We start from the raw sequence: 25,150 nt of genomic DNA on the forward strand, positions 1-25,150 counted from the left end.
ATGGAATTGACTACCCTACGCAAGATCGCGCTGGAAGAACACTTCATGATGCCCGGCTTCGAGACCTACTCGAAGGCATTCCTGAACTTCATCGACCCGGCCACCATGAAGGAACTGGGCCAGCGTCTGGCCGACTTCGACACGCTCAGACTCGATGAAATGGATCGGGCGGGCATCGAGCTGGTCGTGCTGTCCCAGTCCGGACCGGGCGTGCAGGCCGAACCCGACACCACGCTCGCACTGCGCCGGGCGCGCGAGAACAACGACTTCCTGGCCGAGCGGATCGCGCGGCGGCCGGACCGCTATGCGGGCTTCGCCATGCTGCCCATGCACGATCCGCTCGAAGCAGCGCGCGAACTGGAACGCTGCGTGAAGCAGCTGGGATTCAAGGGCTCGCTGGTGAACGGCCACACACTGGGACGCTACTACGAAGGCCGCGAATACGATCCGTTCTGGGAACGGATGCAGGAGCTGGACGTGCCCATGTACCTGCACCCCATTGACCCGTGGAAGCCGCTGCACGCGCTGGACGGCGCGCCGGTGCTGGCCGGCGCCAGCTGGGGCTGGGGCGTCGAGACCGCCAGCCACGCGCTGCGCATGGTGTTCGGCGGCGTGTTCGACCGCTTCCCCCGGCTCAAGGTCATCCTGGGCCACATGGGCGAGGGCCTGCCCTTCCAGCGCTGGCGCTTCGACAGCCGCTTCGCCGCCTACCCCTATGGCGTCAGCCTGCAGCGGCGGCCGTCGGAATACATCGGCACCAACCTGCTCATCACCACCTCGGGCGTGTGCTCGCATCCGACGCTGGTCGGCGCGGTGGGCGAGATGGGCGTGGACGCCGTGATGTTCTCGGTCGACTACCCCTACGAATCGACCGAAGCCGCCGCCCGCTTCATCGACACCGCGCCCCTGGAACCCGCCCAGCTCGAAGCCATCTGCCATGGCAACGCGGCGCGGATCCTGGGCCTGTGAACCGCATCCGACGGAGACTCCCATGACCAAGCCGCTGTTTCGCATCGGGCAGATCGTGCCCAGTTCCAATACCACCATGGAAACGGAGATCCCGGCCATGCTGGCCGCGCGCCAGCAGATCCGGCCGGAGCGCTTCACCTTCCACTCCAGCCGCATGCGCATGAAGCACGTGGTCAAGGAGGAGCTGGCCGCCATGGACGCCGAGTCCGACCGCTGCGCCGTCGAACTGAGCGACGCCCGCGTCGACGTGCTGGGCTATGCCTGCCTGGTCGCCATCATGGCGATGGGGCGCGGCTATCACCGGCAGTCCGAGGCCCGCCTGAAGAACCATACCGCCGCCAACGGCGGCGACGCGCCCGTCATCACCAGCGCGGGCGCGCTGATCGAGGGGCTCAAGGTGATCGGCGCCCGGCGCATCGTGGTGGTGGCTCCCTACATGAAGCCGCTGACCGAACTGGTGGTCGACTACATCCGCCACGAGGGCTTCGAAGTCGCCGACTACCGTGCCCTGGAAATCCCAGACAACCTCGAGGTCGGACGCCACGACCCCGAGAACCTGCCGGCCATCGTCGCGCAGATGGACACCAGCCAGGTCGATGCCATCGTGCTGTCGGCCTGCGTCCAGATGCCCTCCCTGCCCGTGGTGGCCAAGGTCGAGGCGCAGACCGGCAAGCCGGTCCTCACGGCCGCCATCGCCACGACCTATGCCATGCTCAAGGCCCTGGACCTCGAACGCGTCGTGCCGGGGGCCGGCGCGCTGCTGTCCGGCGCCTACTGACACGGCCTCTTCCTTCCAGCGAGCCTCTCATGCCCGACAGCCAATTCCTCTACGGCGCCAACGTGCGCGCCAACGGCATCCGCCAGCATTACCTGCGCTACGGCGGCGCCGACGGCGAGCGCGCCTCGCGCGATCCCGTCATCGTCGTCCCCGGCATCACCAGCCCCGCCATCACCTGGGGCTTCGTGGGCGAGCGCCTGGGCCGGCACTTCGACACCTATGTTCTCGATGTGCGCGGCCGCGGCCTGTCCACCGCCGCGCCCGGCCTGGACTATAGCCTCGATGCCCAGGCCGAGGACCTCATCGCGCTGGCCGAGGCGCTGGGCCTGGCGCGCGCCAGCGTGGTGGGCCATTCCATGGGCGCCCGCATCGGCCTGCGCGCCGCGCGCATCGGCATGCCCGCCATGGCCAGGCTGGTGGCGGTCGATCCGCCGGTATCCGGCCCCGGACGCCGCCCCTACCCCGCCAAGCTTCCCTGGTACGTCGACTCGATGAAGGCGGCGCGCGCCGGCATGGACTGGACCGCCATGCGCGAGGTCTGCCCCACCTGGACCGAGGAACAGCTGCGGCTGCGCGCCGAATGGCTGCACACCTGCGACGAGGAGGCGGTGCTGGCCAGCTTCGAAGGCTTTCACACCGACGACATCCACGCCGATCTTCCCGCGATCCGGCAGCCCGTGCTGCTGATGACCGCCGAGCGTGGCGGCGTGGTCGAGGATGCCGACGTCGCGGAATTCGGGCAGTTGCTGGCCTCGATGCGGGCCGTGCGCGTGCCCGGCGCCGGCCACATGATCCCGTGGGACAACGAGGAAGGCTTCTACCAGGCCTTCGGCACGTTCCTCGGCGTTTCGATCTGAGATCCCTCTCCACCTCCAGACCACAGGCAAGACCATGGCCATCAGCGACTATCCGTTCATCGAAGCCTGGCGCCAGGTGCTGACGCTGTCCCGCCTGGAGGCGGGGCAGACCGTGACCATCCTGACCAGCGCGTCCACCCATCCGCAGACCCTGTCGTGCGCCACCATCGCCGCCCAGTCCCTGGGGGCTATCGTCAACCGGCTGGACCTGCCGCCGGTCAACGGCGAGAAGGCCCTGAGCCGGGACGCGCTGGCCTACCTGGGCACGACGCCCCTGACCGGCAACCACGCCGCCATCGCCGCCCTGAAGGCCAGCGACCTCGTCCTGGACCTGATGACCCTGCTCTTCTCGCCCGAACAGCACGAGATCCTGCAGACCGGCACCAAGATCCTGCTGGCGGTCGAACCGCCCGAAGTCCTGATGCGCATGGTCCCCACCCCGGAGGACAAGACCCGCGTCACCGCGGCGGCCGCGCGCATCCAGGCCGCCCGCGAAATGCGCGTGCGCTCGGCCGCCGGCACGGACCTGCGCTGCCCCCTGGGCGAATTCCCCGCCATCAGCGAATACGGTTTCGTCGACGAACCCGGCCGCTGGGACCACTGGCCCAGCGGCTTCGCGCTGACCTGGCCCAACGAAGGCGGCGCCAGCGGCCGCATCGTCATCGACCGGGGCGACATCCTGCTGCCCCAGAAATGCTACGTGGACGACCCCATCACGCTCACGGTGGAGAACGGCTACGCGGTGCGCATCGAGGGCGGCCTGTCGGCCAGCCTGCTCGACGACTACATGGCGTCCTTCGACGACCCCGAGGCCTACGCGATCTCGCACATAGGCTGGGGTTTGCAGCCGCGCGCCCGCTGGTCCACGCTGGGGCTGTACGACCGCGAAGCCACCATAGGCATGGATGCCCGTGCCTTCGAAGGCAACTTCCTGTTCTCTCTCGGCCCCAACAACGAAGCCGGCGGAAGCCGCACCACCGCCTGCCACATCGACATCCCGCTGCGCCGCTGCACCGTCAGCCTGGACGGGCGGGACATGGTCGCGGACGGCAAGGTCCTCGACCAGGCCTAGACACGGAGCCATCATGCACAAGGAAATCTCGACCTACCAGCGCCAGGGATTCGGCGCCGATCTCGAACTGCGCGGACCGGCCGCGCTGCTCATCGTCGACTTCGTCAACGGTTTCGCCGACCCGGCCATGTTCGGCGGCGGCAACATCCGCGAAGCCATCGAGCGCACGACGGTGCTGCTGGCCGAGGCCCGCAGGCTCGGGTGGCCCGTGGCGCACACACGCATCGTGTTCGCCGACGACGACGCCGATGGCAACGTATTCACCGAAAAGGTCCCCGGCCTGCTGAAACTGAAGGAACACGCCCCCGCCAGCGCCATCGTCCCCGAGCTGGCCCCGGCTCCGGGCGAACTCGTGGTGCGCAAGACGCTGCCCTCGGCCTTCTTCGGCACCACGCTGGCCGCATGGCTCGCGCAGCGCGGCGTGCGCACGCTGATCGTGGCCGGCGCGGTCACCAGCGGCTGCGTGCGCGCCAGCGTCGTGGACGCCATGTGCCATGGCCTGCGCCCCGTCGTCGCCTCGGACTGCGTGGGCGATCGGGCGCTCGGCCCGCACGAGGCCAACCTGTTCGACATGCAGCAGAAATACGCCGCCGTCATGCCGCGCGACGAGGTGCTGCAGGCGCTGGGGGCGGCCGCCAGCCGTTGATTCCTGGGCCCGATGGGTGGTCCGCAGTATACTGAGTAAAAATGCGCCGGCCCCGCGCCGGCGCCGGTATACCTGTGAAGCACCCCACAATGACCCAATCCCCCCCCTCGCACCCTTTCGATCCCGCCGAGCAGGTGCTCTGGTCGCGCGCGGGATACCTGGTCCGCCGCCTGAACCAGATCCACTATGCGATGTTCTTCGAGGAATGCAGCAACGAGATCACCCCGGTCCAGTACGGCATCCTGACCGCCCTGTCCCTGCAGCCGGGCAGCGACCAGAAGACGATCGGCCACGAACTCGGGCTGGACCGCACCACCACGGCCGACGTCGTCAAGCGGCTCGAACGCAAGGGCTACCTGACGCGCCGCGTGGATCCCGACGACCGCCGCTCGCGGCAATCCTTCATCACCGAGGAAGGACTGCGCGTCATGGGCCAGTTGCAGGACGGAATGACACGCGCCCAGCAGCGGCTGATCGCCCCGCTCAGCAAGAAGGACCAGGAAACCTTCATGCGCCTGCTTTCCAAGCTGGTGCAGGCCAACAACCACTACGGCCGCGCGGCCGCCGACCTCTGATCCTTTTCCCCTGATTCGTCGCGGCACACCTGGCGGATCGCCTCGATCAGCAATTGCGCCCCCGGCGACGAATGCTCCTGCGTGCGGCGCAGGATGCCCATGGAACGCTCGGTGCCCGCCAGCACCACCGGCAACTCCACCAGGATGCCCGCCCGCAGTTCGTGCGGGAACAACTGGCGCGAAGCCGCAGACAGCATGTCGGTCTCCAGCAGCAGCCCCCGGATCAGGGAGATGTCCGACGACTCCACCGCCACCTGCGGTTCCGGCAACCCATGCTGCGCCAGGCACGCGCCCAAGGCCTCGCGCGTGGGCGTGCCCTGCCGGGGCAGCACCCATGCGGTCTCCATCAGGTCGGCCAGATCCAGGGCGGCAGCCGCGGCCAGCGGATGATCGCGGCGCGCCAGCACCACCATGGGCTCGCGCATCAACTGCTCGACCACCAGCGCGCTTTCCAGCGGCTCCACCGGCAGCGCGCCCACCAGGAAATCCACGTCGCCCAGCCGCAGGCCCGCTACCAGCGTGTCCATGGGCGCCTCCAGCGTGCGCACCTGGAGGCGCGGATGCCGGGCCAGCACACTGCCGATGGCCACCGGCAACACATACGGACGGCTGAACGGCAGCGCCCCGACCACCACCTGTCCTTCGATCACGCCCTTCAGCGCCGAGATCTCGGTGCCGGCCAGGCGCAACTGCGCCAATGCCCGCTTCACATGTGCCAGCAGCAGCTCGCCGCATTCGTTCAATGCGACGCCGGCATGCGCGCGGTCGAACAGGGGCACGCCGACACTGGCCTCGAGGTCGTACAGCGCCATGCTGGCGGCCGGCTGGGAAACGCCCACCGCCGCCGCCGCCGTGCTGATGTGCTTGCGCTCGGTAAAGGCGAACAACAGTTCCAGGCGCCGCTCGTGCACGGCCAACGAAAAGAACGGCGCGGTGCGCAACCGCGGCGCCGACTCGGGGTAGCGCTCGCACAACGTGTCGCAGGCTTGCTGCAGTTCGGCGAACGCCAACTCGGTCCGTCGGTGCAGCGCCTGGCCGAAGTCGGTCAGCAGCCACTGGCGCGCGCTGCGTTCGAACAGCGCGACGCCGAACCAGCCTTCCAGCTCCTGCACCGAACGCGACACGGCCGACTGGGCGCGGCGCAGTTCCTCGCTCGCACGGGCCAGGTTGCCGTGGCGCACGACGGCCAGGAAGGGGCGCAGGTGCTTGGTGTGGAGCATCAAAGGGCCGAAAGGGCGTCGGCAGGGGCGTGCTTGCCGAACAAACGCAGGAGCTCGACCGAGGTCGTGACCTCGCCAAAATTCACCCGGACCGTCGATAACGTGCCCTCGTGGCCAGCCGCGTTACCGCTGCCCACGCAATCCTCCGCCACGACGATGTGATAGCCGAGGAAGAATCCGTGCCTGAGGGTCGAATCGACGCAGACATTGGTGGCCACGCCCGCCATCACCAGCGTCCTGATACCCCGCTCCTGCAACTGCGCGTGCAGCCCGGTCTCGTGGAAACCGCTGAACGTGTGCTTGTCCACGACGATGTCCCCCTCCCGGGGTTGAATGCGGAAGAAGTCGGCGCCCCAGGTTCCCTCCATGCAGCAGCCCTCGGCATCCCGCATGGCGACGTGGGCCTCCGCCAGGTACTTGAAATCGTAGACCGAGCGCAACCATGCGACCGCAGCCCCCGATCGCCTGGCCCCGTCCGCCAATGCGCCGATCCGGTCGGCGATGGCGGCATTCTCGTCCACCCGGATGGGATGGCGGCCGCTTTCAGCCCGGGTGCGCTGCAGGTAGCCGCCCTGGGCGCAGAAATCGTTCTGCATATCGACGATCACTAACGCCGTGTGTCGCGGCTGCGCTTTCTCCGCCAGGGTGCGTAGGATATTGCTCATGGCCCCCCCCCTTCAACGGTCCGGCATGATGGTGCCGCACTTCTTGCAGGTGCGGAAATCGAGCGAACCCCAGAAATTGTCGTAGGCCCGCGATACCGGATCGGTACCGTAATCACTGACGATGAAGCGTTCCTCGTGCAGCAGATTGTCGCAAGAAGGGCAGAACCAATGGAAGCGGTCCACTTCGCCAGGCCGGCGCTTGCGCTCGACCACGAGCTGGAACGCATCGGGCGGGAAACGCGGCGAATGCGGCACCATGGGCGGCTGGTAAAGACAATGTCCTTCGGGAACCACCGCGACTTTCTCCACCCCCTCGGGCGTACGATAGTGCAGGTGCAGGTCCCCCTTCAGCGAATACTGCATCTCGTGGCTGGGATTCAGGTGGAACTCGCTGCGGTATTCACGGCCGCGCGCAATGAAGCACAGGCAGTCGTCCTCCTGCCACAACGGATAGGTCCGCCGCTCCTCGTTGTGCCGCAAGTGCTCCATGATTTCCTGCAAATCGATTTGCGGCATGTGCAATTGCAGGCTGGGAAATAGTTTCATCGCTATGTCCTGGTAGTGAATCCCCCCATTCTCGGCTCCCCGCGGGGCTGGCGCCAGCCGGCAATGCTTCTGCCTGGGGCGAAAAAACTTATGCCCGCCCGCCGGCCATCAAAATGCTTCTGCCGGTCCCGAAAGCGCTTATGCCCCATCCCCTCCGGCCTGCGGCAATGGCACAGTGGCGGGGCCACCCGCTGGTGGGGTGGCTTGCTCAACCTTCGGGAATCCGGACCATGAAAACGCCAATCATCCATTCCGTGCTCGCGGCGATCACGCTGGCCCTGTGCGGCGCCGCGCCGACGCACGCCCAGGACTACCCCGCCAAACCCGTGCGGGTGGTCTCCACCTTCCCCGTGGGCAGCGGCCCCGACGCCGCGCTGCGGCTGGTGGCCGACCGGCTGTCGCAGAAATGGGGACAGCCCGTCATGGTCGAGAACAAGCCGGGCGGCAACGGCTTCATCGCCATCGACGCCGCCAAGCGCAGTCCCGCCGACGGCTACACCCTGCTCCAGATGGACAACGCGCAGACCAGCGCCCATCCCTACCTGTTCAAGAAACTGCCCTACGACCTGATGCGCGACTTCGAGCCCATCACGCCCATGCTGCGCAACTACTTCTTCGTAGTGGTACCGGTGGACAGCCCCTTCCGCGGCACCGGCGACCTGCTCCAGGCGGCGCGCGCCAAACCCGGCTCGGTCACCTACGGTTCGTGGTTCGTCGGCAGCCCCGGCCACATCGGCGGCGCCATGCTGGAACAGGGAGCGGGCGTGGAAATGATGCACGTCCCGTACAAGGACATGGGACAACTCTACGCCGCGGTGGCCAACAAGGAACTGGCCTGGGCCTTCGGCAGCGGCGGCAGCGCCGGCCCCCTGCAGCGCGCCGGCAAGGTCCGCTACCTGGCCGTCTCGGCGCCCCGGCGGCTGGCGGGCTTCCCGGACGTCCCCACCATCGCGGAATCCGGCGGACCGGCGGACTTCGACCTGGCGGGATCGGTCGCGCTGCTGGCGCCCAAGGGCACGCCCGCGGCGGTCGCCGACAAGATCCAGCGCGACGTGGCGCAGGTATTGCGCGACCCGGAGGTCCTCAAGCGCTACGACGCGATGTTCTACGAGCCCTACGTGCTGGAACGCGCCGAGTACGTGAAGGAGCTGGCCGACGAGACCCGGCGGTTCGGGCAGGTGCTCAAGCGCTTGAATATCGCGCTGGATTGAAACGCCCGGTTAGGCCGACGCGCCGAAGTGCCCCAGGATGTCCGCCGTATCCAGCACGTCGGCATACTTCGCATGCATGTCCAGCAGGCTCATCGCATGGCTGGATTGCAGGCGGTCGAAGCAGGCGTCGGCAGCCACGGCGATGCGGTAGTTGGCGCTGAAGCCATCCACCACGGTGGCACGCACGCAGCCCGAGGTGCTGCCGCCCGCCACCACCAGCGAATCCGCACCCAGCAGGGTCAGGTAGGACTGCAGCGGCGTCGAGAAGAACGCCGACGGCTTCTGCTTGCCGATGACGAGGTCGCTGGGCTGCGGAGCGATTTCCTCGACGATCTCGTCATGATGCCGATCGGATTGGGACACCGGAGCCTCTTGCGGCCGCGATCGTGCATGCTTCCACAGCCACGAACCCATGTCCCATTTGTCGTCCCGGTACGCGCCCCGCGTGTAGATGACGGGCCGCTGCTGCGCGCGAAAGGCGGCCAGCAGTTCGCGGATGCGGTCGATGGCGTCCCAGCTTGCCTCGCCGCAAGAGTTGGGCCAGCGGCGAACGGAGTCGGTGATGGGTTCGCGCCGGTCGCCGCAAAAACCATAGGTGGCGTCGACGATCACCAGGGCCGGGCACGCGCCGAATCCCATGCGGGCGCCGTAGCCGGACAGCTCGATGATCTCACGGTCGCGCGGCGTCAGGTACGAATACAGCGATTCGAGCGTGGCCATGTCCAGGGCCTCCTCAGGCGAACAGCGCGGCATCGCCGCGGGCCTTTTCCTGCCACGCGAGCTTGCGGACGAAGTAGTTCCAGGAATGCTCGATGTGGACGGGCGTCATGATCTGTTCGCGCCGGCGCCGCCGCACGGGCGGCATGGGGAAGGTCGCTTCGGCGCGCATCTGCGAACCCAGCACGTGGATGCGCGCGGCGCGCTCCAGGAAGACCCCCACGCAGACGGCATGGGCGATGGACGTGCCGCAAAAGGTGACGCCGTGATTGGCCATCAGCACGGCGAAATGCGGTCCCAGGGTGCGGGCCAGCGCGGCGCCCTCTTCCTCGGTCTTGAGCAGCGCGGCCTCGTCCCGGTGGCAGGGCAGTTCGTCGAAGTAGTCGGCATCCAGCGTGAACGGCGCCAGCGCGGTGCCGAACGACGACAGGATGCTGGCGTGGAAGGGATGGGTATGGGCGACGACGTTGACGTCGGGCCGCGCCTTCAGGATCTCGGAATGGATGGGCACTCAGAATGGCGCCCCCCTTCCCCTTCCAGCTTGGCGCCATCGTGGCCGACCAGCACGAAGTCGGCGGCGGACAGGATCTCGCCCAGGCCGCGCGCGTTGCGCTTGAGCCAGAAGCCGCGCCCTTGCGGATCGCGCAGCGACAGGTGGCCCAGGGTCATGTCGCCATGGCCTTCCATTTCCAGGACGCGGCAGGCCGTCGCCAGTTGTTCCAGTTGTTCGTCGATAGACATCGTGGGAGCCTCAATGGGAAGGACGGGAACTCCGGGCCGCGCCGTCGGGCTCCCAGAAGATGATCCTGCCGCGCACGGCGACGAGCAGACGGTCGAGGGTGAAGCCGATCAGCGCCACGGCGATCACGCCGGCGTAGGACTCGGCATACATGAAGGAAGCCGACGCGTAGGCGATGTAGTAGCCCAGCCCGGTGCTGTCGCCGATCATTTCGGTGATGATCACGACCACCATGGACAGGGGCAGCGCGACCCGTATGCCCGACATGATGGCGGGCAGCGCCGCCGGCAGTAGCACGCGCAGGAAGATGCGCACGGACCCGGCCCCCATGTTGCGGGCGCTCCAGACCAGGCGCGGCGCCACGGCGCGGATGCCGAAATAGGTGTTGACCGCGATGGGGAAGGTGCACTCCAGCGCGATCAGCGCGATCTTCGACGGCGAGCCGAAGCCCAGCAGCAGGATGAAGACCGGGTACAACGCGATCTTGGGAACCGGGTAGCCGAACGAGAAGATGGGTTCCACCATCCATTCGAACCAGCGGCTGCGGGCCATGAGCACCCCCAGCAGTACGCCGATGACGATGGCCAGGCCGAAGCCGCTCAGGGCGCGCGAGAACGAGATGGAGGCGTGATAGACCAGGTCGCCGTTGGCCAGCCCTTCCACGAAGGCCCGGCCCACCTTCACGATGGAAGGCATCAGCCGCGGCGACACCCATCCCGAACGGGACAACAGCTCCCAGGCCACGGCCAGGACCGACAGCGGATACAGCGGCGCCATGGCTTGCCGGGCGAAAGCGCGCAGACGCTCAACCATCGCGGGCCTCCCCGGGATACTTGTCCGCCAGCAGGCGGCGGCGGATGGCCAGCAGGATGCGGTCGCTGGCGAAGCCCATCAGGCCGATGGCCAGGATGGCCGTGTACATCCAGTCATAGCGCATGGCCTCCTCGGCGCGCACGACCATGTCGCCCAGGCCGTCGTGCGACCCCACCATCTCGGCGGCGAACAGCACGATGAACGAAAGCGCGAGCCCGGAGCGCAGGCCGGTGAAGATCTGCGGCAGCGCGGCCGGGAAGATGACGCGCCTGAAGATGTAGGCAGGTCCCGCCCCCATGTTGCGCGCCGCCCAGATCAGGGATACGGGGGTGGCGCGCGCGCCGTACAAGGTGTTGATGAAAGTCGGAAAGAAGACCGCCAACGTGATGAGGGCGATTTTCGAGACATCGCCGAAGCCCAGCCAGGTGATGATGACCGGCAGCAGCGCCACCTTGGGCACCGGATACAGCGTGGAGACGAGCGGATCGAAGAAGGCGCGCGCCTGCTGCCACACCGCGCTCAGGAGTCCGATCGCAACCCCCAGCGCGGCCCCCATGAAAAAGCCGCTGTAGGAGCGCACGCCGGACGCCATCGCGTCGCGGATGAGCTCGCCGCTTGCCAGCAGTTCCCAGGTCGTCGCGGCGATGTCGGTCGGCGCCACGACGTAGCGGGGCGCGCCCGGCTGGCCTGCCGCCAGTTGCATGGCAACCAGCAGCGCCACCGGCAGGGACCAGCCCGCGAGCCAGCGCAGCGCGCGGTTCGAACCGCCCGCCGCGGTGGAGCGTATCGCGCTCATGAGCCTTCCCGGGCGCGCAGGACCTCGTCGCGCAGCATGTCCCAGATCCTGGCGTGGTAGTCCATGAACTCGGGCGACTTGCGGATGGAGGCGTCGCGCGGGCGCGGCAGCTCGACGCGCAGGTCGGCCTTGATGCGTCCCGGGCGCGCCGTGAAGACGATGATCCGGTCGCTCAGGTAGATGGCCTCTTCGATGTCGTGCGTGACGAACAGCACGGTGCGGCGGTCCTGCTGCCAGATGTCGGTCAGCTCTTCCTGCATGAGTTCGCGCGTCTGCGCGTCCAGGGCGCCGAACGGCTCGTCCATCAGCAGCATCTTGGGTTCGTAGGCCAGCGTGCGCGCCAGGGCCACGCGCTGCCGCATGCCGCCCGACAGTTCGCCCGGATACGCGTTCTCGAACCTGGCGAGCCCGACCATGGCGATGTACTTGCGCGCGATCTCCAGGCGCCGCGCCTTGGGCAGGCCCTGCACTTCCAGCGACCAGGCCACGTTGCCCAGCACCGTGCGCCAGGGAAAGAGCGCATAGTCCTGGAACAGCATGCCCCGGTCGGGCCCCGGCTCCGAGACCGGGCGCCCGGCCAGGCTGATCGTGCCGCTGGTGCGCGGCTCGAAGCCGCCCACCATGTGCAGGAAGGTGCTCTTGCCGCAGCCCGACGGCCCGACGATACTGACGAATTCGCCCTCGGCGATGGACAGGTCGAAATCCTCCAGCGCGGTCACGGCCTAGCCGTTGCGCAGGAAGCGCTTGCCGACGCCCCCGGGCCTGCAGGTAGTGGGTCGCGTCGGCGTTCATTTCGGCAGATAGCTCATATCCACGACCTTGGCGGGATCCAGGTCGTCCATGTAGCCGAAGTCCTTCAGTTCCTTCACCATCCTGCGCATGGAATCCATGTCGACCTTGCCGTCCAGCGGGTGCAGGTACTTGCGCATGCCCAGCGACACGTCCAACGGAATGTTGACGAACTTCGCATCGATCAGTTGCTGGTGGCTTTCGCGCGGACGGTTGACGTAGAAGTCGGTAGCCTTGACCAGATCGGCCAGGAACGCGCGCAGCGCGGCGGGATGCTTGGCGGCGAACTCCTCCTTGACCAGCAGCAGCATCAGGTCTTCCTGCTGCCCGATGCCGTCGGTGGACGTGAATACCGTGCGCATGCCGCCACGCTTTTCCTCGAAGGCGGCGAAAGGCTGCGGAAAGGCGCCGATGTCCAGCTTGCCGGCCCGCACCGCCTCGCCCTGGCTGGGGAAGGGAAGAGCCACCCACTTGACGTCGCGCTGCGGATTCAGGCCATGCTTCTTGAGCGCCAGCCGGGCCCAGATCTCCGCCGACGAGCGGGCGCCATTGATCCCGATGGTCTTGCCCTTGAGGTCGGCGATCGTCTTGATGGGCGAACCGTCGAGCACCATGTACCGGGTGGCGAAGCCTTGCGCGCCGCCCTAGCGGGACAGCGACGCGACGATCTTGAACTTGATGCCCTGGGCCGCGGCCATCATGACGCTGTGCGCCGATCCGGTGGCGACGTCCAGCTCGCCAGCTTCGAATGCTTGAAAACGTTTATCGGTGCCTCTGAAAAGCGTGTATTCGAGCTTGTAGTCCCGGCCCTGCCCGGGCGTGACGGCCGGCGAAGCCTTCATGGTCCAGAGAGGCTCCTCGGCCGAGGAGCCATGTCCCACCCTGATGGTCACGACTTCCGCGCGGCTGGCTGCCGAGCCCAGGAAACACAAGGATAAAGCGGCACAGCAGAGCGTTCTCACCAAGATGTTCATGACGCGGTCCTCCCTAGGATAGTCATTGCTCCGTCATGCCGGATTGTAGGATCTTGCCGCTGCGGAAAGGAGCAAGTTATGCTTGCGTGGACAGCAATTTTTCTTATCGGACGGATTTCCCCGCCCAGGAATCGAGCGCTACCCGGCCATGCAAGACAAGAACCATATGCGGCACCTGCGGGCGCTGATCGCGGTGGTGGAGGAAGGCAGCATTGCCCGCGCCGCGCAGCGGTTGCTGCGCACGCCGTCGGCGGTGGCCAGCTCCATCCGACAGCTCGAGACGAGCTTCGATGCCACGCTGTTCGAGCGCCAGTCAGCAGGCATGGCGCCTACGCCGTTCGGACAGGCGGCCTACCGGCGCGCGTGCCGCATCGAGGCCGAATTGCAGCTGGCCGCCGCGGAACTCGCGCCCTACCGGGTATCCGTCAATGCCCCGCTGTTCGCCATGCTGGTCGGGGAGCGTCAATTGACCGCGCTGGTCCGTTTGCGCGAGATGGGCCACATGCCCAGCGTGGCGGCGGTGATGGGCTTGACGCAACCCGCGGTCAGCGCCCTGCTCAGGCAGGCAGAAGCCTCGCTCAAGCTGCGCCTGTTCCGCCGCGCCGCCAAGGGCATGGCCGTCACCGAAGCGGGCGAGCTGCTGCTGTTCCGCGTCAGGCGGGTGCTGGCCGAACTGCGGCACCTGGAGGCCGACATCGCTCAGCAGCGCGGCGAAATGGCCGGCCGCGTCATGTTCGCGGCATTGCCTTCCATGCGCACGCGGGTGCTTCCCCAAGCCATCGCGGCATTGGTCGGCAAGCATCCGAATGTCCAGATCTCCATGGTGGACGCACCCTTCGAGATCCTGTTCGCGGGCGTGCACTCCGGCGAGATCGATTTCATCCTGACCGGCCTCAATGCCAACTACTCGCATCGGGACTTCCTGATTCGCGTGATCGGCCGCGACCGCCTGGTCGTGGTCGCCCGCGCGGGCCATCCGCTGTGCGCGCGGGAACGCGTCGAGATTGCCGACCTGGTGCGCTACCCCTGGGTGCTGCGGGATCGCGGCGCGCCGACGCGCGAGTTGCTGAACGACTTGTTCTGGCAGCTGGGGATCGAAGCGCCGCACGTGGCGGTGCAGGCGGGAGACCTCGGCTTGTTGCGGGGCCTCCTGCAGCATAGCGATGTGGTATCGGCGGTCTCGCCCGAATACCTGAGCTACGAGATTGCCTCGGGCGCCGTCAAGGTGCTGGACGTCGAGCTTCCCCATACCGGCCGCGAGATCGGCTTCATCCTGCGGCGCGATGCGCAGCCTTCCCTCTTGTGCGAGAAGCTGATGCAGCACATCGAGGCAGCGACGGCGGGCACGCTGGCACCCGCCGCCCCCTCGCCGACCGGAGCCAGGACGGCTGTCACCCCAGGTTGACGCCGCTGCGTTTGACCACCTCCCCCCAATAGCGGTATTCGCTGCGCACGTACTCGTTGGCTTCCTGCGGGCTTTGGCTGCTGCGCGGCAACGCGCCTATGGTGCGCAGGCGGTCCTTGAAATCCTGGGTCTGCACGATCTGGCTCAGGGCCTCGAAGTTGCGGTCGACCAGCTTCTTCGGCACGCCGGCGGGATACATGAGCATCAACCAGGTCACCGCGGTGAACTTGGGAATGCCTTGCTCCATCAGCGTGGGGGCGGCCAGCACGCCATCCAGGCGCTGCGCGCTGCCCGCGCCCAGCACACGCAGCTTGCCAGATTCGACCAACGGCTTGGTGGCCGCCGCGGTCTCCAGGGCGATCGACACCGTTCCCGCCATGACGTCGGTCAGTCCACGCGAACTGCCCTGGTACGGCACGTGAACGATGTCCACGCCCGCATAGCGCTTGAACTCCTCCATCGCCAGGTGCGACACGGTGCCGTTGCCCGACGACGCATTGGTCAGCTTGCCGGGGTTCGCCTTCGCATAGGCGATGAGTTCGGCGACGTTCCTGGCGGGCACGGCGGGATTGGCCACCAGGACGAACGGCAGATCGCCGACCAGGCCGATGGCCTCGAAGTCCTTGGTGGAATCGTAGGCGACGCTCTTGTACATGTGCGGATTGGTCGCCACTGCCGACATGTGGGCCAGCATCATCACGCTGCCGTCGCTGGGGGCCTTGGCGAGATAGCCCAGGCCCAGGCTTCCTCCCTGGCCCGGCTTGTTCTCCACGATGTAGTTGTCGCCGGTCGCGGCCGCGAGCTTCTCGGCCAGCATGCGCGCCACGATGTCGGTGGCCTGGCCCGGCGGGAAGCCCACCAGTATCCTTACCGTCTTGCCGGTCGATGGCGCCTGCGCGTAGGCGTCGCTCAAAAGCACCGATGCCGCGCTGGCCAGCAGAAACCTGCGGCGCCCTGCTTGCGTAGTCTCCATGGATGTTCCCTCATTCTTGTTTCGACTATGAGATGACCACCGCCCCGGCCAGCGTTGCCGCCACGCCAAGGGCGAAGGCCACGATCAGCCACCAGCCGGGAACGCGCGTCGCCCCATCCGGCTCGGCCCGCGGCGGCACGGGCGCTGCCCGGACCGGGTCCGCCGTACTCGCGGGTCCGGCATCGGCGGTGGCCCGGCCCGCCGGGCTGCGCTTCCCGGGAGCACCGCTTCCGGCCGGCGCGGCCGGCTCCTCCGGTGCGAACTGCTTGCGGAAGGCCTTGAAGAAATCGTCGGAAATCTTCCTGGCCACGCTGTCGATCAGGCGCGCGCCCACTTGCGCCAGCTTCCCGCCGACCTGCGCCTGCGCCGCGTAGGTCAGCTCCGTACCGGCGCCGGCCTCCTTCAGATCGACCGAGGCCGATCCCTTGCCGAACCCCATCGCGCCACCCTGCCCCTCGAATACCATGACGCAGGAAGCGGGAGGCACGGCTTCGGTCAGGCGCAGCGAGCCGTTGAAACGCGGCCGGAGCGGCCCGATGGCGGCGGTGATCACGATGCGAAACTCATCGGGGCCCGCCTGCTCGACCGACTCGCATCCCGGAAGGCAGCGCTTGAGCGTGCCGGGATCGTTCAAGGCCTTCCAGACGTCGGCGCGGGGAGCGGCGATGACTTGGGTACCGGTGATTTCCATGAACGCCTCGATGTCAGCCGTGCTTGCGCTTCATGGCCGCCGCCGTATTGACCATGGAGTGAAGGGCCCGCGCGTACTCGATGGCGCCAAGCTCGTCCATGCGGGGCGCGACGTGCAGATACTCCTTCAGCCCCAGGATGGCCGGCCGGGGACGGCTCGTCAGCACTTCGCAGAAGCGGGCGAGTTCGGCGTCGAGTTTGTCGGCGGGAACGACGGTGCTGACCAGTCCGTAGGCCATGGCGCGATGGGCGTCGATGAAATCGGCGGAATAGGCCATCCAGAGGATGGCGTTGCGATTGACGCGGTCGTACAGCGCCGACATGACCATGGTCGGCATCACGTTGTGCGCGATCTCGGGGATATTGAAGGTCGCGGTATCGCTGGCGAACGAAACGTCGCAAAGCGCCGCGATGGCGGTGCCGAACCCCATCGCCCGGCCTTCGATGGCGGCAATGACCGGCACCTGCGCGTTGCGTATGGCCTTGTAGCTGTTGAAGATCGCGTCGTACTCCGGGCGGCGCGCATAGGCCTCGGGAGACGGCGCGGGGGATCCCGGGTCGCGGGCGCGCCCGGTGCAGAAGTCCGGCCCCGCGCTGCGCAGCACGACGGCATCCGAGGTGTGATGCGCGTTGAGAATGGCATCGGCGAACGCCACTGCCATCGCGTCCGTCACTCCGTTGTCCTGCGGGCGGTTGAAGGTAATGCGAAGAATACGGCCGTCCTGCTCTATCGAGAGTTGTTCGCTCATGTACTGCCTCCTGAGGTGGAAAGGAAATTGGTCGACCGCCGGGTGGGCTCAATGGCCGATGCGGACGCGATCGAGATGGCGCAACAATGCGTCCTGGAATGCGGCGGGCTGGTCGATATTGGGCAAATGGCCGGCGTCGGGAATCACCTCGATTCCCGCCCCGTGGATAAGCGTCTGCAAATGCCGCATGGCATCGGGCAGGGGGCCGTCGTTGGCCCCCACCAGCAGCGTCGTCGGCACCGCGATGCCGCCGACATCGCCCAGATAGTCCAGCCCCTGGATCGCCTGTGCGCACCCGACGAACCCGGCGACCGAGGTGGCGGCCGCCTGACGCCGGAAACGCCCGGCAATTTCGGGATGCGCGCCCACGAAGGACCGGCCGAACCAGCGCTCGATCGTGGAATCCGCGAGCGCGGCGGTGCCCCTCTCGCGCGCAACGGCGATGCGCTCGGCCCAGACCAGTTGCAGGTCCGGCGGCGTATCGGCCCGTGCGTCGCACAGGCAAAGGCTCGACAGCCGGCCTGCATGCCGGATGCCCAGGCCGAATCCGCTCATGCCACCCAGCGAGAGCCCCACATAATGGACGCGCTCGATGCCCAGTGCGTCGAGCACCGCGATCGTATCGTCCGCCAGCTCGTCCATGGTGCAAGGTCCGGCAGGCGGCTGGGTATCCCCGTGCCCGCGCGTATCGGCCCGGATCACCCGGTATCCCCGCGCCGCCAGCAAGGCTGCCTCGCTGTCCCACATCATGCTGGACGACAGGATGGAGTGGGTCATGAATACGGGTGCTCCCGCCGGGTCGCCCTCGACCAGAACGGCGATCTCGCCCGCCGGACCGGCCACCCGCAGCGTTTCGCGCCGCGCCTTCGCGGCGTTGTCCGACTTTGCCATCACGCCTTCTCCATTTCCGGAATTTCGGAGTGCGCGGGCGATACCCGCTGTCCGCCCGAGGCACGCCGCAACGCATTCCAGATCGCCTGCGGCGTCATGGGCAGGGCGTCGATGCTGGCCCCCACCGGGGCCAGCGCGTCGTTGATCGCGCTGGCGATCGCCGCCGGGCTGCCCAGATAGCCCGCCTCTCCCGATCCCTTCTGGCCGAACTCCGTCAGCGGCGACGGCGTGCAATGGTCGACGATGGTGACGGCGGGAACCTCCAGCGCGCTCGGCAGTAGGTAGTCCATAAAGGTGCCGGCAAGCAGCTGGCCCTCCTCCGAAAAGACGAACTTCTCCATCATCGCCGCCCCCAATCCGTGCGCGATCCCGCCGTAGGTCATCCCATGGACCACGTCCGGGCTGATCATCACGCCGCAATCGTGTCCGCACACGTAGCGGTGGAAAGTCGCCTTGCCGGTATCCGGATCGATGCTGACCAGCACGACGTGCGACTCGAACGAATGGCAGGGATACATCTGCACCCGGCCATCCTCGGTGGGCATCTTTCCGCCCGTGGGCACCTCCCAGACGAACTTCTCCTGCAGCCCCGGCTCGGTGCCCTCGGGAAGCTTGTGGAACATGCGGTGCGCAATCTCCACCAGGTTGTCCCAGGACATGCGCCGCTGGGAATCGGACTTCGCTACGACGTCGCCGCCGTCGTACGACAATTGCTCTTCCGGCAATCCGAGATTGTGCGCGGCAATGCGCAGCAACTTGGCGCGCAGCTTCTTGGCGGCGCCGGCCGCCGCCCCGCCCAGCATGATGGCCATGCGGCTGCCGACCGGACTATTCGACGGCAAGGCGTTGAGCGAGTCGGCGTGCAGGACGCGGATGCCGTCCGGCTCGCGCTGCAGGATCTCCCCCACCACGGTGGAGACCAGGGTCTCGTGCGCCTGGCCCGAGGTCGACGTTCCCATCAGCGCCGTCACCGAACCGGACAGGTCGATGCGCACCAGGCAGGAGTCCATCCACGTGGTCGTCGTGTTCTTGGGATTGAACAACGGTTCGAAGGCCGAGTTGCCTCCCGAGGGTTCGAGGCAGGTCGAGACGCCGATGCCGGCCAGCAATCCGCGCTTGCGCAACTCGTCGCGCTGCCGCTGGATCTGCTCGAGCGAGGCCGCATCCAGCGCCTTGCCGAGGACCGTCGCGTAGTCTCCCGAATCGTAGGTGGTGCCGCTGGGTATCAGATAGGGGAATTCGTCCTTGCCGATGAGGTTGCGGCGGCGCAGCTCGACGCGGTCCAGCCCCAGGAAACGCGCCACCTTGTCCATGCCGGTCTCGATGGCATAGTTGGTCGGGGATTGGCCGAACCCGCGTACCGCCTCCTGGGGGGTCTTGTTGGTCATCACCGATACGGCGTCGTATTCCACGCTGGCGATCCGGTACGGGCCGACGATCGCGCCCACCGGCTTGCCCAGCTGCAGCGGCGCCCGGCCCGAATAGGCGCCGATATCGTCCACCGCGCGCATCCGCATGGACTTGACGATGCCGTCGCCGTCGAACGCCAGCGTCACGTCGAAGACGCGGTCCGGCCCCTGCATGTCGCCGCCGCGCATGTTCTCCAGCCGGTCCTCGATGAACCGGACGGGGCGGCCCAGTTTTCTCGCCAGGTAGCCCACCAGCACCGAATGCTTGATGCCGCGCTTGACCCCGTAGCTGCCGCCGACGTCCACGTCGTAGTGCACGCGCACAGCGTTGCCCGGCAGGCGCAACGCCCGGGCCAGCAGATCGGGATACTTCGGCATCTGGATGGACGCCCAGACGTCGAGGATGCCGGTCGCGTCGTTCCACCAGGCGCTGACCGCGAACGTCTCGATAGGCACGGTGGCGCTGCGCGCCCAGTGCACGCGATACGACAGCTTGTGGGGAGCCTGGGCGAAATGCTCGTCCACCTCGCCCCAATTGAAGACGCGGCGGAAGATCACGTTGGACCCATGCAGCGGATGCACCTGGGGAGCGCCGGGCTCCATCGCGGCCAGCGGATCGACGACGTGATCGATGGGTTCGTACTCGACAATCACCGCCTCGGCCGCGTCTTCGGCCAAGGCGCGGGTATCGGCCACGACCGCGGCCACCCACTCCCCGGCGTAGCGGGCCACGCCGTGGGCGAGCGGAAACCGCTTCACCTGCGGCGCGTCGACGCCGGGCAGCATGGCATCGGTATGCGCGCAAAGCTCCTCGCCAGTCAGGACGGCATGCACGCCAGGCATGGCCAGCGCCCCGGAGGCGTCGATGGACCGTATCCTGGCATGCGCATGCGGGCTCGCGACGATGGCCACGTGCAGCACGTCGGGCAGTTGTATGTCGGCGGCGTAGCGCCCTTGCCCGGTCACGAAACGGCGGTGCTCGACGGCGCGGCGGTGCTTGCCGATATAGCGGAATTTCCCCGGATCAGTCATGCGACGACTCCTGTGCCGTCGCATGCTGGACGGCGTCCACGATCTGTTGATAACCGGTGCACCGGCACAGGTTGCCGCTGATGGCCTCGCGGATCTGCGCCTCGTCCGGACGGGGGTGGCGCGCCACGAGCGCGTGGCACGCGACCAGCATGCCTGGCGTGCAATAACCGCACTGCAGCGCATGCTTTTCGCAGAAGGCGTCCTGGATCGCGGACAGCCGCCCCCGTTCCGGCGCCAGCCCCTCCACGGTCGTTACCGAAAGGCCGTCGGCCTGGACCGCGAACATGCAGCAGGACCTGACGGGTTCTCCGTCCAGCAGGACCGAACACGCGCCGCAGACACCGTGCTCACAGCCGATATGGGTACCGGTCAGCTTCAGCGTGTCGCGCAGGAAGTCCACCAGGGTGGTGCGCGGCTCGACCTGGGCCTGCCGCACGACGCCATTCACATTGATGGAAATGTTCATGAGTCGGGAAAATGCCATGGCTACACGCTCCGTACCGAAGACTGGGCCGATTGCGCGGCCCGGCGCAGGACGCGTACCGCCAGGACGGCCGCCAGGTGGCGCCGGTATTCGGCGGTCGCGTGCAGGTCGCTGCCTGGCTCGCATGCCGCGGCCGCATCCTCGGCCACGTCACGCAGCAGATCATCGTCCAGCCGCTGCCCTTCCAGGCGCTGCGCCAGCTCGGGAAAACTGCGGGGAACGCCATCCACGCCGCCGAGGCCGAACGCGGCGCGCCGGCAGACGCCCGACGCATCGACACGGACCTGCGCCGCAGCCGAAGCCATGGCGAAGTCTCCGTGCCGTATCGCGATCTCGTCGAATGCACAACCGGTGCCGCGCGCGTCCCACACGGGCCACTCGATGGCGGTCAGGCACTCCGTGTCGCGCGTGTCGGTAAACATGGGCCCCAGGAAAAACTCGCCGGCGGCGACACTGCGTTCGCCTTCGTCCTGGCTTGTCAGGCGCAGTCTCGCGTCCAGCACGAGGGCGGCCAGCGGCAGCTCGGCGGACGGGTCGGCATGCACCAGGCTGCCGCCCACGGTGCCACGGTTGCGCGTCTGGCCGTGCCCCACCCAGCGCAACGCGGCGGCGACCAAGGGGATGTGCGCATGCAGCGAGACCTCGTCCTCCAGGGTGCGCTGGCGCACCACGGCGCCGGTCACCACGGCAGTGTCCGAAACGTCCAGCGACTGCAGGGCGGACACCCGGTGAATGTCCACCAGCAGCGCGGGGCGCGCCAGGCGCATGGCCATCATCGGCACCAGGCTCTGGCCTCCGGCCAGCAGCTTGGCCTCGTACCCATGCTGGTGCAGGAGTTCGAGCGCGTGGTCCAGGCCCTCGGCACGCACATAGTCGAAAGGAGCGGCTTTCACGATAGTATGTATGGGTGGCCGAGCGAGAGAAAACCTGAGGGCCCGGCGGGGTTGGCGCAGGCCGGCTCCGCCGGCGTGCTGGATTCGTTTTGCATGGGCTGCAGTGTGAAGGCGGGCCGCTCTCGCGGCAAAGTAATAATCTTCACGTGGCGTGAGTTATAGTCACGCCGGCCAGAGCAGCAACAGGAGACTTCATGAGAAAGCTGCCCCCGCTCAACGCCGTGCGGGCGTTCGAGGTGGCCGCGCGCCACGTGAGCTTTACCAAGGCCGCGGCGGAACTGAACGTCACGCACGGCGCAGTCAGCCGCCAGGTGGCCCTGCTCGAGGAGTGGCTGGGCGTCGCGCTCTTTCACCGCGCGCCCTCGCAGCTGACGCTCACCGAGGCCGGCCGCGGCTATCTCAACGAGGTCTCGGCGGTGTTCGACCGCCTGGCCACGGCATCGATGTATGTCATGCAGCAGGCGGCGCCCATCGTGCTGCGCGTCAATGCCCCGCCCACCTTCACCATGCGCTGGCTGATCGCGCGCATGTCCGTATTCCAGCGCAGGCGTCCGGACGTCGAGGTCCGCCTGACCACTTCGCTGGCGCCGCCGAATTTCCAGGAGAACACCTACGACATTGCCATCCGGGGGCAGCACGGGCCGCTGGACGATTGCCGGTCCATTCCCTTCATGACGGAGATCATCGCCCCCATCTGTCACGTCGACCTGCAGGAGAGCCTGAGGCTCGCGCACCCGCGCGACCTCGAAGCGCATACCCTCATCAGCTATGCCACGGAACCCTACGCGTGGAGCGAATGGCTGGAAGCCGCCGGCGTTCCGGGCCTGAAGCCCGCCAATACGCTGGGCTTCGAACAGATGTACTTCGCCCTGCAGGCGGCCTCCGAGGGGCTCGGGCTGGCCATGGTCCCGCTGTTCCTGGCCATCGACGAGATCCTCGCCGGCCGACTGTGCGTGCCCTTCGGTCCCCTGGGCGTGAAGCGGCGCACGTACTACGCCAACAGCGCCGCGACGCTCAAGGCGCAGACGCTGACCGGCGACTTCTGCGACTGGCTGCAGCAGGAAGGCCGCGACACCGAGCAATCGATCACGGCCTGGGCGGCGAGCCAAGGGTGGACGTTTTGAACGCCGCTGGATTTCCGGCCTACTGCGGCGTGATGCCGGCGTCCTTGACGATCTGTCCGTAGCGCCGGGTTTCCTGGCGCACGAATTCCGCGAATGCCTGGGGCGGACGGCCGTCCGGCTCGAAGCCTCCCTTCTCCAGCACGCTCGCGACTTCGGGCGCCTTGAGCGCCTTGGCGACCTCGGCGGCGATCCTGTTCACCACCTCGGGCGGGGTGCCGGCCGGCGCGAACCACCCCGCCCAGGTCCCCATGACGACGAAGTCGTCGATACCCGCTTCTTTCATAGTCGGGATATCGGGAAATTCCTTGGACCGGCTTTCGCCGGTGAACGCGATGGGGCGGATCTTGCCCGACTGGACGTACGGCGTCACCGTGGGCGGGGACAGCATCATGACGTCCACCTGCCCGGCGGCGATGGCATTGAGCGAGCTCGCGCTGCCCTTGAACGGGATGTGCAGCATGTCGACGCGGGCCTTCTTGGCGAACCCCGCCGCCGCCAGGTGCAGGGCATTGCCGATGCCCGGGGATCCGTACGTGAGCTCCTTCTTGCGCGCCAGCTCGATCAGCCCGGCAACGTCATGGACCGGCAGCCCTTGCCGCACGACCAGCAGGTAGCCGGTTCCGACGGCCAGGTTGGTAACGGGCACGAACGTCCTGGACATGTCGTAGGGCGTCTTCTTGTGTATGAACGTGTTGATGACGATCGACGGCGACGTGTGCAGGATGGTATAGCCATCGGGCGCGGCCTTGGCCGCATCGGCGGTGCCGATCAAGGCATTCGCGCCCGCCTTGTTATCGACCACGATGCCCCATTCGGACTGCTTGTCGATCTGGGCGGCGACCACGCGGCCCAGCGTGTCGATGGTTCCGCCCGCCTCGAAAGGCACCACCAGGCGGATGGGCCTGGCCGGGAACTCGGCCGCGGCAGCCGGCACGGCGGGGATCGCCAGGGCGCCCGCCATCATGAGCATGCGCATCGCGTGCATTGTCGTCGTCTCCATGTCTCGGGCTCTCGAAGCCTTCGCGGGAAGGCGCTGTCCCGTTCGATGATGTCGCCGCATGCCGGACGGCATGCAGGCCTGGACGAAAATATAGGCACGCGCGTGTTGCGGCACCCTACCCGCAAGTGCGGAAACCTACCCCAGCGTCGGTTTATTTATGAGCCCGTCCATGCGCGGGAATCAGGCAATCAGCGCGACGCCCCGCCGGTACTGGCTGGGAGGAATGCCGAGATTGCGGCGGAAGAAACGCGTGAAATGATGCGGTTCGGAAAACCCCAGGTCGTCGGCCAGCACGTTCACCGAGGTCGAGCATTCGGTCAGGGTCTTGAACGCGCTCTCCATGCGCAGCGTGTTCATGTACAGGATGGGAGACATGTTCGTGTACTGGCGGAAGAGCGAGAAGAAATGCTGGCGCGACAGGCTGTGCAGGCCGGCCAGCTCTTCGCAGGTAATGGTCTGGTCCAGGTGGTCCCCGATGTACTGGATTGCCCGTGCGATGCGCGCATCCGGACGATGGCGCATCTTCAGCCTGTAGGTGTCGATCCAGTTGCGCCGCACCGCGAAGAGGTGCGTGATCGCGAGCATGAAGTCCGACAGCGCCGCTTCGACCGCCCGGTTGGGCAGGCCGGTGGGAGACGAGCCGAGCACTTCGAGCACCAGCCGGTCCACGAGTTTGCGGATGGACAGCGGCACCCGCACCTGGGCAGAGGGAAAGAAGTCCGGCATGCCGCTACCCGAGAGCAGGGGGTCGTGTTCCGCCAGCCAGGCCGGTTCCATGCAGAGGATCAGGACGGTGGTGCGCTCGCCCTCCCGCGGCTGCAGCTTGGAATGCGGCTCCCAGGCGTTGACCAGAACCAGCGAGTCCTCGGATAGCCGTACGGTTTCGCCTCGCACTCTGTAGAAGGCGTCCGCGCCGGCGACCTTCACCAGCACGTGGCATTGCGGATGAGCGTGGGTGACCAGGTCATGGTCGGAATCGAGCATGGACGCACGCCCGAAAGCGCCTTGATAGAGCCTGACGGCCTTGGTCATTCCTGCCTCCGCTGTCCGAGTCGCGTTTCCCGGCCTGTTCTTGTCCGCGCGGCAGCGCCGCGCGGCGCTGCGCCCCTTGGTCGGGGTCTTGAGAATATCCA

At 67.3% G+C, this 25,150-nt stretch carries 28 protein-coding genes and 1 pseudogene; 9 read left to right on the forward strand and 20 right to left on the reverse strand.

The window, feature by feature from the left end; all coding sequences use genetic code 11:
* Positions 1–6 precede the first annotated feature (6 nt).
* The 6 genes from CDO46_RS09740 (at position 7) to CDO46_RS09765 (ending at position 4,897) form a co-directional block, all read left to right on the forward strand.
* Positions 7–969 (forward strand): amidohydrolase family protein, encoded by a 963-nt coding sequence (locus CDO46_RS09740; protein WP_087838491.1) that lies wholly within the window; start codon positions 7–9, stop codon positions 967–969.
* A gap of 22 nt (positions 970–991) precedes the next feature.
* Entirely contained in the window at positions 992–1,747 is a 756-nt protein-coding gene (locus CDO46_RS09745; protein WP_087838348.1) for an Asp/Glu racemase, read from the forward strand.
* 29 nt (positions 1,748–1,776) lie between these two features.
* Complete coding sequence (locus CDO46_RS09750; protein WP_087838349.1) at positions 1,777–2,604, forward strand: alpha/beta fold hydrolase; 828 nt, start codon at positions 1,777–1,779, stop codon at positions 2,602–2,604.
* Positions 2,605–2,638: 34 nt separating this feature from the next.
* Positions 2,639–3,676, forward strand: a complete 1,038-nt coding sequence (locus CDO46_RS09755; protein ID WP_087838350.1) for a 2,5-dihydroxypyridine 5,6-dioxygenase — start codon at positions 2,639–2,641, stop codon at positions 3,674–3,676.
* Positions 3,677–3,689: 13 nt separating this feature from the next.
* A complete protein-coding gene (locus CDO46_RS09760) occupies positions 3,690–4,322 on the forward strand; it encodes an isochorismatase family protein (protein WP_087838351.1) in 633 nt (210 codons plus the stop codon).
* Between the two features lie 89 nt (positions 4,323–4,411).
* A complete protein-coding gene (locus tag CDO46_RS09765; protein WP_087838352.1) occupies positions 4,412–4,897 on the forward strand; it encodes a MarR family winged helix-turn-helix transcriptional regulator in 486 nt (161 codons plus the stop codon).
* On the opposite strand, the gene CDO46_RS09770 is transcribed toward CDO46_RS09765, so the two are convergent.
* The 3 genes from CDO46_RS09770 to CDO46_RS09780 are packed head-to-tail and all read right to left on the reverse strand — an operon-like array spanning position 4,870 to position 7,328.
* Positions 4,870–6,117: a LysR substrate-binding domain-containing protein gene (locus CDO46_RS09770; protein WP_087838353.1), complete on the reverse strand. Its 1,248-nt coding sequence runs from the start codon at positions 6,115–6,117 to the stop codon at positions 4,870–4,872. The two genes, CDO46_RS09765 and CDO46_RS09770, sit on opposite strands and share 28 nt — an antisense overlap.
* Positions 6,117–6,782: a cysteine hydrolase family protein gene (locus CDO46_RS09775; protein WP_087838354.1), complete on the reverse strand. Its 666-nt coding sequence runs from the start codon at positions 6,780–6,782 to the stop codon at positions 6,117–6,119. The genes CDO46_RS09770 and CDO46_RS09775 overlap by 1 nt, the downstream gene beginning before the upstream one ends.
* Before the next feature lie 12 nt (positions 6,783–6,794).
* Positions 6,795–7,328: a 3-hydroxybutyryl-CoA dehydratase gene (locus CDO46_RS09780; protein WP_176400694.1), complete on the reverse strand. Its 534-nt coding sequence runs from the start codon at positions 7,326–7,328 to the stop codon at positions 6,795–6,797.
* A gap of 230 nt (positions 7,329–7,558) precedes the next feature.
* Between CDO46_RS09780 and CDO46_RS09785 the strand changes: the two genes are divergently transcribed.
* Positions 7,559–8,539: a tripartite tricarboxylate transporter substrate binding protein gene (locus tag CDO46_RS09785; protein ID WP_087838355.1), complete on the forward strand. Its 981-nt coding sequence runs from the start codon at positions 7,559–7,561 to the stop codon at positions 8,537–8,539.
* 9 nt (positions 8,540–8,548) lie between these two features.
* Here the strand turns inward: CDO46_RS09785 and CDO46_RS09790 are convergent, their stop codons facing one another.
* From CDO46_RS09790 to CDO46_RS27960, 8 genes and pseudogenes are all read right to left on the reverse strand, one after another.
* Positions 8,549–9,259: an isochorismatase family protein gene (locus CDO46_RS09790; RefSeq protein ID WP_176400695.1), complete on the reverse strand. Its 711-nt coding sequence runs from the start codon at positions 9,257–9,259 to the stop codon at positions 8,549–8,551.
* Between the two features lie 13 nt (positions 9,260–9,272).
* Positions 9,273–9,767, reverse strand: a complete 495-nt coding sequence (locus CDO46_RS09795) for a class II aldolase/adducin family protein (protein WP_087838357.1) — start codon at positions 9,765–9,767, stop codon at positions 9,273–9,275.
* Entirely contained in the window at positions 9,743–9,997 is a 255-nt protein-coding gene (locus tag CDO46_RS09800) for a class II aldolase/adducin family protein (RefSeq protein WP_087838358.1), read from the reverse strand. Before CDO46_RS09800 ends, CDO46_RS09795 begins: the two co-directional genes overlap by 25 nt.
* 10 nt (positions 9,998–10,007) lie before the next feature.
* Positions 10,008–10,808, reverse strand: coding sequence for an ABC transporter permease (locus tag CDO46_RS09805; RefSeq protein ID WP_087838359.1), 801 nt, complete (start codon positions 10,806–10,808; stop codon positions 10,008–10,010).
* Positions 10,801–11,604 carry an ABC transporter permease gene (locus CDO46_RS09810; protein ID WP_087838360.1) on the reverse strand — a complete coding sequence of 268 codons (804 nt, stop codon included), beginning with the start codon at positions 11,602–11,604 and terminating at the stop codon, positions 10,801–10,803. Before CDO46_RS09810 ends, CDO46_RS09805 begins: the two co-directional genes overlap by 8 nt.
* Positions 11,601–12,323 (reverse strand): ABC transporter ATP-binding protein, encoded by a 723-nt coding sequence (locus CDO46_RS09815; protein ID WP_087838361.1) that lies wholly within the window; start codon positions 12,321–12,323, stop codon positions 11,601–11,603. The genes CDO46_RS09810 and CDO46_RS09815 overlap by 4 nt, the downstream gene beginning before the upstream one ends.
* 69 nt (positions 12,324–12,392) lie before the next feature.
* Positions 12,393–13,022: pseudogene (locus CDO46_RS09820) on the reverse strand (ABC transporter substrate-binding protein); the annotation flags it as partial.
* Positions 13,023–13,037: 15 nt separating this feature from the next.
* Entirely contained in the window at positions 13,038–13,367 is a 330-nt protein-coding gene (locus tag CDO46_RS27960; protein ID WP_140416845.1) for a hypothetical protein, read from the reverse strand.
* A gap of 148 nt (positions 13,368–13,515) precedes the next feature.
* Here CDO46_RS27960 and CDO46_RS09830 point away from each other — a divergent pair, with 148 nt between their 5' ends.
* Entirely contained in the window at positions 13,516–14,772 is a 1,257-nt protein-coding gene (locus CDO46_RS09830; RefSeq protein ID WP_087838364.1) for a LysR family transcriptional regulator, read from the forward strand.
* Here the strand turns inward: CDO46_RS09830 and CDO46_RS09835 are convergent.
* From CDO46_RS09835 to CDO46_RS09865, 7 genes are read right to left on the reverse strand one after another with little or no spacing between them, the layout of a single operon-like run.
* Positions 14,759–15,745, reverse strand: coding sequence for a tripartite tricarboxylate transporter substrate binding protein (locus CDO46_RS09835; RefSeq protein ID WP_087838365.1), 987 nt, complete (start codon positions 15,743–15,745; stop codon positions 14,759–14,761). The two genes, CDO46_RS09830 and CDO46_RS09835, sit on opposite strands and share 14 nt — an antisense overlap.
* A 25-nt stretch (positions 15,746–15,770) precedes the next feature.
* Entirely contained in the window at positions 15,771–16,436 is a 666-nt protein-coding gene (locus CDO46_RS09840) for a carbon monoxide dehydrogenase subunit G (RefSeq protein WP_087779969.1), read from the reverse strand.
* 13 nt (positions 16,437–16,449) lie between these two features.
* Positions 16,450–17,184 carry an enoyl-CoA hydratase/isomerase family protein gene (locus CDO46_RS09845; RefSeq protein WP_087779968.1) on the reverse strand — a complete coding sequence of 245 codons (735 nt, stop codon included), beginning with the start codon at positions 17,182–17,184 and terminating at the stop codon, positions 16,450–16,452.
* A 48-nt stretch (positions 17,185–17,232) separates the two neighbouring features.
* Positions 17,233–18,075 carry an alpha/beta fold hydrolase gene (locus CDO46_RS09850; protein WP_087838366.1) on the reverse strand — a complete coding sequence of 281 codons (843 nt, stop codon included), beginning with the start codon at positions 18,073–18,075 and terminating at the stop codon, positions 17,233–17,235.
* On the reverse strand, positions 18,075–20,516 hold the full coding sequence (locus tag CDO46_RS09855) for a xanthine dehydrogenase family protein molybdopterin-binding subunit (RefSeq protein WP_087779966.1): 2,442 nt from the start codon (positions 20,514–20,516) through the stop codon (positions 18,075–18,077). Before CDO46_RS09855 ends, CDO46_RS09850 begins: the two co-directional genes overlap by 1 nt.
* Positions 20,509–20,982: a (2Fe-2S)-binding protein gene (locus CDO46_RS09860; RefSeq protein WP_087838367.1), complete on the reverse strand. Its 474-nt coding sequence runs from the start codon at positions 20,980–20,982 to the stop codon at positions 20,509–20,511. The genes CDO46_RS09855 and CDO46_RS09860 overlap by 8 nt, the downstream gene beginning before the upstream one ends.
* Before the next feature lie 20 nt (positions 20,983–21,002).
* Positions 21,003–21,893 carry a xanthine dehydrogenase family protein subunit M gene (locus CDO46_RS09865; protein ID WP_198951331.1) on the reverse strand — a complete coding sequence of 297 codons (891 nt, stop codon included), beginning with the start codon at positions 21,891–21,893 and terminating at the stop codon, positions 21,003–21,005.
* A 194-nt stretch (positions 21,894–22,087) separates the two neighbouring features.
* On the opposite strand from CDO46_RS09865, the gene CDO46_RS09870 reads away from it, so the two are divergent.
* Positions 22,088–23,017, forward strand: coding sequence for a LysR substrate-binding domain-containing protein (locus CDO46_RS09870; protein WP_087779965.1), 930 nt, complete (start codon positions 22,088–22,090; stop codon positions 23,015–23,017).
* 19 nt (positions 23,018–23,036) lie between these two features.
* Here CDO46_RS09870 and CDO46_RS09875 read toward each other — a convergent pair whose 3' ends face one another.
* Together CDO46_RS09875 and CDO46_RS09880 are read right to left on the reverse strand one after the other, a co-directional pair.
* Complete coding sequence (locus tag CDO46_RS09875) at positions 23,037–24,017, reverse strand: tripartite tricarboxylate transporter substrate binding protein (protein ID WP_176400696.1); 981 nt, start codon at positions 24,015–24,017, stop codon at positions 23,037–23,039.
* Between the two features lie 180 nt (positions 24,018–24,197).
* Entirely contained in the window at positions 24,198–25,049 is an 852-nt protein-coding gene (locus CDO46_RS09880) for an AraC family transcriptional regulator (RefSeq protein ID WP_087779963.1), read from the reverse strand.
* Positions 25,050–25,150 lie beyond the last annotated feature (101 nt).

Source organism: Pigmentiphaga sp. NML030171, from assembly GCF_002188635.1.
Lineage (GTDB): Bacteria > Pseudomonadota > Gammaproteobacteria > Burkholderiales > Burkholderiaceae_B > Pigmentiphaga > Pigmentiphaga daeguensis.